Origin of the sequence: Natronospira elongata (assembly GCF_034931365.1) — a bacterium.
Classification (GTDB): domain Bacteria; phylum Pseudomonadota; class Gammaproteobacteria; order Natronospirales; family Natronospiraceae; genus Natronospira; species Natronospira elongata.
Genome location: NZ_JAYGII010000018.1, coordinates 51,757 through 61,400, shown reverse-complemented (window position 1 = coordinate 61,400; position 9,644 = coordinate 51,757). Strand labels below are relative to the sequence as shown.

The 9,644-nt window shown below is 62.3% G+C and carries 7 protein-coding genes, 2 tRNA genes and 1 pseudogene; 2 read left to right on the top strand and 8 right to left on the bottom strand.

Annotation, left to right across the window (positions count from 1 at the left end; all coding sequences use genetic code 11):
• The 4 genes and pseudogenes from VCB98_RS09295 to csm6 all read right to left on the bottom strand — a co-directional run.
• Positions 1-215 (bottom strand): annotated as a pseudogene (locus VCB98_RS09295) (hypothetical protein); the annotation flags it as partial.
• Positions 212-829 carry an RAMP superfamily CRISPR-associated protein gene (locus tag VCB98_RS09290; protein ID WP_346051970.1) on the bottom strand — a complete coding sequence of 206 codons (618 nt, stop codon included), beginning with the start codon at positions 827-829 and terminating at the stop codon, positions 212-214. The gene VCB98_RS09290 and the pseudogene VCB98_RS09295, both read right to left, overlap by 4 nt.
• Before the next feature lies 1 nt (position 830).
• Positions 831-2,591: a Cas10/Cmr2 second palm domain-containing protein gene (locus VCB98_RS09285; protein ID WP_346051969.1), complete on the bottom strand. Its 1,761-nt coding sequence runs from the start codon at positions 2,589-2,591 to the stop codon at positions 831-833.
• A gap of 30 nt (positions 2,592-2,621) precedes the next feature.
• Positions 2,622-3,767, bottom strand: coding sequence for a CRISPR-associated ring nuclease Csm6 (csm6, locus tag VCB98_RS09280; RefSeq protein ID WP_346051968.1), 1,146 nt, complete (start codon positions 3,765-3,767; stop codon positions 2,622-2,624).
• Between the two features lie 225 nt (positions 3,768-3,992).
• Between csm6 and VCB98_RS09275 the strand changes: the two genes are divergently transcribed.
• Entirely contained in the window at positions 3,993-4,787 is a 795-nt protein-coding gene (locus tag VCB98_RS09275) for a nuclease-related domain-containing protein (RefSeq protein ID WP_346051967.1), read from the top strand.
• Between the two features lie 22 nt (positions 4,788-4,809).
• Positions 4,810-5,580, top strand: coding sequence for a nuclease-related domain-containing protein (locus VCB98_RS09270; protein ID WP_346051966.1), 771 nt, complete (start codon positions 4,810-4,812; stop codon positions 5,578-5,580).
• A 96-nt stretch (positions 5,581-5,676) separates the two neighbouring features.
• On the opposite strand, the gene VCB98_RS09265 is transcribed toward VCB98_RS09270, so the two are convergent.
• The 4 genes from VCB98_RS09265 to alaS all read right to left on the bottom strand — a co-directional run bounded on the left by VCB98_RS09265 (position 5,677) and on the right by alaS (position 9,451).
• Positions 5,677-5,753, bottom strand: a tRNA-Arg gene (locus VCB98_RS09265).
• A gap of 345 nt (positions 5,754-6,098) precedes the next feature.
• Positions 6,099-6,188: transfer RNA gene (locus VCB98_RS09260), tRNA-Ser, on the bottom strand.
• Between the two features lie 135 nt (positions 6,189-6,323).
• Entirely contained in the window at positions 6,324-6,515 is a 192-nt protein-coding gene (gene csrA, locus VCB98_RS09255) for a carbon storage regulator CsrA (RefSeq protein ID WP_346051965.1), read from the bottom strand.
• A 296-nt stretch (positions 6,516-6,811) separates the two neighbouring features.
• Complete coding sequence (gene alaS / locus VCB98_RS09250) at positions 6,812-9,451, bottom strand: alanine--tRNA ligase (protein WP_445353996.1); 2,640 nt, start codon at positions 9,449-9,451, stop codon at positions 6,812-6,814.
• Positions 9,452-9,644 lie beyond the last annotated feature (193 nt).

Here is a 9,644-nt window from a genome sequence, read left to right as displayed (position 1 = left end):
CGGGCAGGCAGGCCGTTGCCGAAGCGCAGCAGCCCGCTGTGGAAGAGCTGCCGGGCCTGCGGCAGCGACAGGCTGGGATACAGTCGGCTGGCGGCAATGCCCAACAGGGCCTGGCCGGGAATGTAATCCAGGGTTTCATGCCCCCCGGTGGTGGCATTCCGCTGGCTCAGGACCACGTCATCCAGCAAGGTGATTTTCAGTGCCTGTCGATTCATGCCGCCGCCTCCCGGTCTGCGTCGAGTGAGAGCACCACGCGGCCGAGCCCCCGGCTGCGCCAGCCCCCCACGGCCGTGATCAGTGGCAGGACCTGTTCGATCAGCGCCTGCCAGTCCTGCGGGACTGCCCCCTGCTCCGGCAGGGTCTGGATCACGGCCTGAAGCTGCATGGGCACGACGACCTCAATACCACGCAGCGAGTGGTCCCTGGCGGTGCCGGTCTTGCCATCAATGGCGGTGCTGTAGAGCGTGCGGAACAGATGTGGCCGCAGGCCCTGGCCTTCCGGCCCTGCCAGCCAGGCCCGCTCGGCCTCCGGCAGGCGGGCATCGCTCACCCGCAGGCAGCCCGTCGCCGGGCCGGTGGCGGGCTGGTCAGCCTTGTCTTCCTCGGTGCGACGACCGAACAGCCGAGCCGCCATATCAGGCTCGCACCAGCCATAGTCCCCGGCCTGGGCCACGGCATCTCTCAACAGCCCCTTGAGCTGGCGACCGGGGATGGCGGGCAGGCCGTCACTGGCCCGCCAGGCCGCGGCATCGGCATAGGCGCCCATGCCCTCCCCCGCGCCGGGGTGCCAGTAATGGCGAATATCCAGATTCAGAATCATCTTTTCCATCTCAGCTGGCCTCCCTGCTTGTCTGATCCTGACTGGCCTGACTCAGGATGGCCGAGTCGATCTTTTTCCGGCGCTTGTCATCGAGCTGGTTTTCCATGGCGGTGAGCGCCATCAGGTCACCGAAGGGGGCATGGCAAATACCCTGTTCATCCGCTTCGCTGAAGGGCAGTTCGTCCGGGCGGATCGACTGCTGCCCCAACAACGGTTCAAGCGAATCCTTGAGCGGCTTCAACAGGTCGATGCCGTCCTGCTGGCGGTCTGCGAGAATCCGGTGCCAGCGGGCATAACGCACCATGGCCTGGCTGCGGTCCAGTGTCAGGAGGGTCATCAGCTCCCGGGCCGGGCCCTTGGCCATGTGGCCATGCTCGAACAGGGCCTGCAAATCGAGCAGCTTCTCCAGTGCTGGCAGACCGGGCTGGTCCGCATGGATGGCATAGCTGCCGAGCGTCTGGCGGTAGCGGATGCCGCCCTCTTCTGTTTCCAGCTCCTGTGCCACCAGGGCCTGATAATCATCCAGCAACGAGCCGCCAACCCGATAGAAGGCAAGCGCGGAAGGTGGATTGTCCCTGTCGATGGCCTTGGTCTGCTGCTTGACGGCCTTGACCACGGATTCGGCCAGTTCAACTGCCTGACCAAAGGGCTGGTTGGCGCGCAGATAGACAATACCCGCGGCCGCGGTCAGCCCCTTGTTCAAGCCCTTGATGAGCTTCTTGAGTTTGGAGAACTGCTTTTCGCTGGCCTTCTCGAACTCGGCAAGGAAGCAGCGGGTGAAATCAATGGCGAGATCCGCACGCACGATGACGGTCAGGTCATCGCCGCCCAGCACCACAGGCCGGGCCGGCATGCAGGATCCCGGTGGACGCTCCTCGACCAGGGTTTTCTTGACGGCCCGCTGGGTGGCCTGCTCGGTTGCCTCGGAAATCGCCCGGGACAGGCTGGAGAATACCTTGAGGAATTGATCCGGGTTGTTCCTGACCGCCTCCCCGGCCTTCATCAACAATTGACCAAAGCCATTGCCATCGGCATGGATCACCGCAATGCGGTGCTGATCCCGGTTTTTCCATTCCTCACGATTGTCCCGTTTTGCCGGATCTTTCGGTCGGCGGGTGAATGGCAGAACGCGGGCATCATCACTCTTGCGTTCCGGCTCCAGCAGAATGGGCCAGTCGCTGGCCTCACTGTCGCTGCCGGCGAAACGGCGAATGAGGCTGCTGAGACTGTCCTGCTCAGCCGCCTCGTGCTTGATTTGAGTGGCCGCATCGACGGGCTCGCGCCGGCCATGTTTCTTTATGCTGTCCACGGCGGGGCGACCGGTGCGCTGAGTGCGCTCGGCCAGTGGCGAGCCCAGCGGCAGATCCATGACCGGTGAGGGATCCGCGCCGCTCATGTTCCGCCGGGCGGCCAGGTAGGCTTCGTAGGCGGATTCAGGATGTTCCGCCCGGGCCGTGCGGAAGTTCAGCCCCGGCAGGCGGTGGATGACCACCGTGGGCCAGAGCGCCGCGAACTGATCCATGCCTTCACGGTTTTGAGAAAAGGCATAGAAGGCACCGCCAGCACGGCGGGAGAAATAGATCTTGCCGTCTTGCTGGACATTGTCCGGGTCACCAATCTCCAGACCCAGCGACTCCAGTGCGGTTTCCAGTGGTCCACTGGTGAGATCATCCAGCAGCTCACTGCCACCGACCAGATCCCGCAGACGGCCGGTTTCAGTGAGCCAGGCCTGAATGGACTTGGCTTCGAAAAGATAGGCGTACCAGGTCATTGTTCATCCTTGCGTTATTGCTTAGGAAAATCAGATCCGCCAATGAATCTCGATATTGTCTGGCTCGATTGGCAAATGCATCTCAGCCGGGCGCCCCTCGGATACTGGAAGGAAGAGAGTTGCCAGACCGACGAGATTGCTTTGAATTTCCGAGCGCATACGGGAGAAATCTGAATAACTCGCTTCAATGAAGCTATCGAGATTCTTTCCTGCAGCAGCATCCTCAAGCCGCTTCTTGAAACTAGCCAGGATCTTTCTACTGTCCAGCTCGGCCTTCTCCAGGACATTGAGGATTTCACGTGCAGTTGGCTGGGGATCAGTTGCAAGGCAGACAGGATCCGCATCCACCTGAGCGCGCTCTGCTATCCAGGTATACAGAACAAGATGCTTCAGGCTTTTGAACGAAAAACGGGTATCGTTGCACTCAATGACATTGGTAGGCCTGTCATAGGGATCCAGCGTGATGCTCAGCCGCACCGGCTTGTCGGCACTGCGGATCTGATTGACGACCCGGGCATAACTGATTGGTTTATCGACGCTGGTCAGCTTTTCGATCACATGGGGATGGCTTTCCCGCAGCGGCACGAACGGGACTGGCGCGAGCGTTATATCGGCATCGTCAGTGGAATACTCCCTGCCCTTTTCGTCTTCGAAGGTGAAGGGTTCCTTGGGCTTGAAAAAGAAATCCGAACGAAATTCGAAAGGCGGATTGACGATCACATGCGACATCTCGTCATGGCTTCTGCCAAGGCAGGACATGGCGTTTGCCAGATGCACGCTCATGGTCTTTCGGCCGCCCGACACCGAAGCGTGAATGACGCTGTTCTCGTCGCCGGCCAGCTCACGAATCACATCCATGACGTGATCTGCGAAGCCTTCGTTGTCCTCGGCAGTCACGACATCCGGAATCTGATTGCCATCGCCATCCTTGAAGACATGGACGACCAGACGGGGCGGTGATTCGTCAGGTGCGTATTGCTGATAGAGGGCTTCGAGATGGTTTCCCGACCCCGTGAATGCGTCCTCTACATACGGCGCACCATCACCTGTCGTGATGCAGTGGACTTCTTCAGGCAGAAAGGCAGGCTCCCGAAGCAGCAACTCCTGAAGCGTTTCGGTGACAACCTGAGGCGACATCCCGGTGGCGCATACCAGGACGGGTTTGCGATTGGACATGAGTCCCCCTTTAAGAATTGATTCCTTTCCCCGAAAAGCACACTACCGAAGCGAAATTGATCTGTCGAGATTCGACGTAAGCTCGACACGAAATGGCCTGTCCGGCCCACGATTTGCAGTCTAGCGGGGGCGGCGGGGGTTGGCAGAGCGTGCAAGATTGCAGTTTCAGGATTTTCTATGGGCAGGGGCTAGGATTGCCGACATGGAACAGATTGGGAGCTGATCATGGATTCCGTTTTCTTTGTCATTGCACTGCTGGCCGCCGCCTGGATCGCAACCTGCCTGGTGGGTAAGGGGCGAGATGCGGGTTCGCGCCGGCGGGCCCGGCCTGCGCCCCGGCAACCCCGAGCCCGGCATACTGCGGGTCCCGCGCAGGGGCAGAACGGCCGGCGGGGCGATGGCAAACCGGAGGTGAATGAAGGTCAGCGCCGGGCGGGCGAGGAAGCCGAGCGACGTTTTCGCCAGATGCTGCAAACGCATGCCGCGTCACTGCCGATCTCCGGTCATCTGGATACGGACAACATCGTGCTGCCCATGGGCGGGGGACGGGGCGAGTCCTTTCAGTTGGATCATGTGGTGCTGGTCAGGAACCGTTGCCTGGTGGTGGTGGAGATCAAGAACTGGGGCGGGGAGTTGCGCGTCAGCGATCGTCGAAAGTGGCGGCAGATCCGGGAGCACCGCAATGGACAGACCGAGTGCAAGAAACTGAACAACCCGATTGTGCAGGTGGAACGCAGTGCCCGGCTGTTCAATTGGCTGCTGGAACGGCACGGGCTGTCGGCGGCGCCGATTACCCGCGCGGTGGTGATCATGAACGACCGGACCCGCCTGACCGGCCTGGAGACACTTTCGCCCAAGACGCCGGTGTTTCAGGGCGAGGCGTTTTTGAACTACCTGCAGAAACTGGGTCGTGTGCTGCCGCCCCGGCCGGGGATCAACCGGGGGTTCTTCGATGGCGTTGTGACGGCACTGGAATCACATGCCCGACCGCACTGGAAGGATGAGCGCCGGGCCGCGTGAGCGCTACAAAGGGGGACTGACCATGGAATTCAGCAATCTTGGCATTTCGCTGGTCGTTGGCGGCCTGCTCCTGTTCCTGTACTGGTTGAATGAAGTCTGCACACCGGGCGAGGACAGTGACCATCGGCAATATCGGCCTCGCCGCAAGGAGTGGCCGGCGCGGCGTCGGCGCGATAGCGGGCGTGGCCGAAAATCAGCCCATGATTGGCAGCAAGAGGCCGGCGAGGTGGGCGAGCGGATGTTTTGCGAGTACCTGCAGAGAAATCAGGCGCGGCTGCCGCTGGCCGGTCATCTGGAAACCGACAGCCTGGCCATCAATGTGCGCCAGGAGCCGAATTTCTTCCAGATAGACAATCTGCTGGCAATCCCCAACCGCTGCCTGATCGTGGTCGAAGTGAAGAACTGGACCGGCGATCTGCATGTGTCGGAGGTGGGTGACTGGCTTCAGGTGAAGCGGGACCGGTATGGCAATCACCATGAACGCTTCCTTTCCAACCCGATCACCCAGGTGCGGCGGACCACTCGGCTGTTCCGTTATCTGCTTGAGCGCAATGGCCTGACTGCCGCGCCCGTGGGTCGCCTGGTGGTGCTGGTCAACCCCAATGCCCGTCTGGTGGGCCGGGAACGGCTGAGCAGCAGCACGAAGGTGCTGACCCTGGACGAGGTGGGTGATTTTCTTGAGCGGGTGCCTGCGATTCAGCCCTATCGCTCGGGCATGAATCAGCGATTCTTCGCCGGGATCGAACAGGCGCTGGAGAACAGTGCGCGACCGTATCCGGCATCTGGGTACTAGGCTCTGGGGCACAACGTGGAGAAAACAGGGGGCGGGGGTTCGAAAAGTCCGTCTACGGCCAAACAAAAAACCCGCCACAAGGGCGGGTTTTTTGTTTGGCGGGGCTGGGAGGATTCGAACCCCCGACCTTTCGGTTCGTAGCCGAACGCTCTATCCAACTGAGCTACAGCCCCTCAACTTGTTGCCGAAGGCCCGGATACTGGCCGTTCGGGAAGCGCGGCATTATGCGGAAATCGCGCTCTTTAGTCAATGTCGAACCCTCTGTCGGGTTCGAATCAGGGCTTCGTCTGCCCTGGTCAGCCACTGCCTGCCTGGTGGCCTTAGCTTGATCTGGCGGAGAGGGAGGGATTGCTCGGCCCATCCGTGGGCCTCGGCCTCCGCTTCCGCTCCGGCGCTTTCGCCGCCGGCGAAAGCCCAAATGCGTTCCCGACGCATTTGTCGAACCCTCTGTCGGGTTCGAATCAGGGCTTCGAATTACAAGGTCAGCCACCGAATGCATGGTGCTGATACTGCCAATCTGGCGGAGAGGGAGGGATTCGAACCCTCGGAGCCCGTTAGGACTCACTCCCTTAGCAGGGGAGCGCTTTCGACCACTCAGCCACCTCTCCGGGGTGTTTCGTCGTGTCGAAACAAGGCGAGCATGATACCGGTTGCGGGTGGGTATCGTAAAGTGCGGGCCGACATCCGGTGTGGATGCGGCCCGTTTTCTGCACTCAATCAACCTCGAAACCTGGGGTCGGTATTCAGCGGTCTTCGCTGTCGGCGCCTTCGCTCTCCTGGCGGATGCGCTCGTAGATCTCTTCACGGTGGACGGCGACGTCCTTGGGGGCGTTGACACCGATGCGTACCTGGTTGCCCTTGACGCCCAGTACAGTGACGGTGACGTTGTCACCAATCATCACGGTTTCACCCACTCGCCGGGTCAGAATCAGCATGTCATTCTCCTGGAATATCCCTGGTGCACTCAATCAATGGTCGTTTGTGCGCGTCCGACGCTCTGGCGCCTTACCCGAGAGTCGGGTCCTGACTCCCTGCGCACTGACGGGCCGGTTTAATGACCGGTCTTGAAGTTAAGTGTAAACGCCTCGGCCAAGCCGGGGCGCTCATGATTAAACAGGATTTGGCGGGATATTGCCAGCGCCCTGGCTTCCGGGCAATACCCGCCGCTTCCCGTCATTTCTACGACCGCAGTCGTGAAAATGCCGTCAATTTGACGGAATAAGCTTGTCAATCAGGCGGAAAGCTGCCCTCGTACCCAGTCCGCCACCGAGGCCAGGGCCTGGTCGAGTTTATCGGGCTCGGTCCCGCCGGCCTGGGCCATGTCCGGCCGGCCGCCGCCTTTTCCGCCTACCTGACCGGCGACGGCATTGACCAGATCCCCTGCCTTGAGACGCCTGGTTTCGGCCTTAGTGACACCGGCGGCCAGACGAACCTTGCCGTCCTCGACCGTGGCCAGGACCACCGCCGCGCTGCCCAGCTTGTTCTTGAGCTGGTCCACCGCGTCCCGCAGGGCCTTGGCGTCGGCGCCATCGAGACGCTCGGCCACGACCTTGATGCCGTCCACGTCGATGGCCTTACTGGTCAGGTCGTTGCCGGTGCCGCTGGCAAGCCTGCCGCGCAGCTGGGTGATTTCCTTCTCCAGCTTCTTCTGCTTGTCCAGCAGCTGGGAAACCCGTTCGGGGGCGTCTTCACGGTCGGCGCGCACCAGGCCGGCGATCCGGGCCAGGCGGGCATCGGCATCACGCATCCACTGGATGGCGCCGAAGCCGGTCACCGCCTCGATGCGACGCACCCCGGCGGCAATGCCGCCCTCGTAGGTGATGCGGAAGGCGCCGATGTCGCCGGTGCGGGCCACGTGAGTGCCCCCGCACAGTTCCATGGAGAAATCCCCGAAGCGCAGGGTCCGCACCTCGCTGGTGTAATGCTCCCCGGCCAGGTGCAGGGCGCCGGCCTTGACCGCCTCGTCGAAGGGCATGTGGCGCACTTCCGCGGCCACATTGGCCAGGATCTGCTCATTGACCCGGTCCTCGATGGCGGTCAGCTGTTCGTCGCTCACCGGCTCCGGGTGGGAGAAATCGAAACGCAGGCGGTCCGGTGCCACCAGCGAGCCCTTCTGGGCGATGTGGTCGCCGAGGACCTCGCGCAGGGCGGCGTTGAGCAGGTGGGTGGCCGAGTGATTGCGGACGATGGCGGCACGACGCCGCTCATCGATGCGGGCCTCGACCTTGTCGCCCACCTTGAGTTGTCCGCTTTTCAGGGTGCCGATATGGGCATGGGCGGCGGCGCCCTGCTTCTGGGTATCTTCGACCCGGAACTGGCCGGCATTGGACTCGATCACGCCGCTATCGCCCATCTGGCCGCCGCCTTCGGCATAGAAGGGGGTGGCGTCGAGCACGACCACGCCGCTCTCCCCGGCGCCGATCCCATTCACGGGGTCGCCGTCCCTGAAGATATGGGTGATGGTGGCGGCATGACCGGTCTGCTCGTAGCCGGTGAACTCGGTTTCCACGTCCAGGTCCGGAGCGGCGGCCTGGCCGCTGCCGAACTGGCTGGCGGCGCGGGCCCGTTCCCGCTGGGCCTTCATGGCCGCCTCGAAACCGGCCTGGTCCACCTTCAGCTCCCGCTCGCGGGCGATGTCGGCGGTCAGATCCACCGGGAAGCCGTAGGTGTCATATAGCTTGAACACGGTCTCGCCCGGAATGGTGTCGCCGTCGAGATCGGCGATGACCTCGTCAAGGAGCTTCATGCCCTGCGCCACGGTCTCGGAGAATCGCTCCTCCTCCCGCCGCAGGGCCCGGACAACCTCATCTGCCTTGCGCTTCAGTTCCGGGAAGGCCTCGCCCATCTCGGCCACCAGGGTGGGCACCAGCTTGTGGAAGAAACTGTCCTGGGCGCCCAGCTTGTAGCCATGGCGCACCGCCCGGCGGATGATGCGGCGCAGGACGTATCCGCGGCCCTCGTTGGAGGGGATGACCCCATCCACGATCAGAAAGCTGCAGGCGCGAATGTGATCGGCGATGACCTTGAGCGAGGGGTGGTCCAGGTCTTGGCTGCCGCCCACCGCCTCGGCCGCCGCCCGGATCAGGCGCTGGAACAGGTCGGTGTCGTAATTGCTGTGGACACCCTGAAGCACGGCGGCGATCCGCTCCAGACCCATGCCGGTGTCCACGCAGGGCGCCGGCAGGGGTTTCATGTTGCCATCCGCGTCCCGGTCATACTGCATGAAGACCAGGTTCCAGATCTCCACATAGCGGTCGCCGTCTTCTTCCGGCGTGCCGGGGGGACCGCCGGCCACCTCCGGGCCGTGATCGTAGAAAATCTCGGAACAGGGCCCGCATGGCCCGGTGTCGCCCATGGACCAGAAATTGTCCGCCTCCCCGATGCGGGAGAAACGCTCGGGACTGACCCCGAGCTCCTTCAGCCAGATGTCGGCGGCTTCGTCGTCTTCCTCATAGACGGTGACCCAGAGCCGATCCTCCGCCAACCCCACTTCCTTTGTCAGGAAATCCCAGGCGTACTGGATGGCCTCGCGCTTGAAGTAGTCGCCGAAGCTGAAGTTGCCCAGCATCTCGAAGAAGGTATGGTGCCGGGCGGTGTAGCCCACATTTTCCAGGTCGTTGTGCTTGCCGCCGGCACGCACACAGCGCTGGGAAGTGGTGGCCCGGCTGTAATCACGCTTCTCCCGGCCCAGAAACACATCCTTGAACTGCACCATGCCCGCGTTGGTGAACAGCAGGGTGGGGTCGTTCTGCGGCACCAGCGGACTGGAAGGAACGATGGCATGGCCCCGCTCCCGGAAATAGTCCAGAAAGCGCTGACGCAATTCATTGGTGCTCAAGGTCTTCGATTTGTCGGTCATGGGCTGGGACATGGTCTCTCGACGTTGTTCAGGAGAAATCGGCGCAAACGATTATTATGCCTTGAGCCGGGGGTGGCTTGCGACCGGGTACGGAAAGATGGCCTCGCGCAAAGGCCGCCAAGGACGCGAAGAAAACATATTCTCGCGCGATCATTCTTTTCTCTTGGCGTCCTTGGCGCCCTTTGCGCGAGGCCATCTGTTCGAG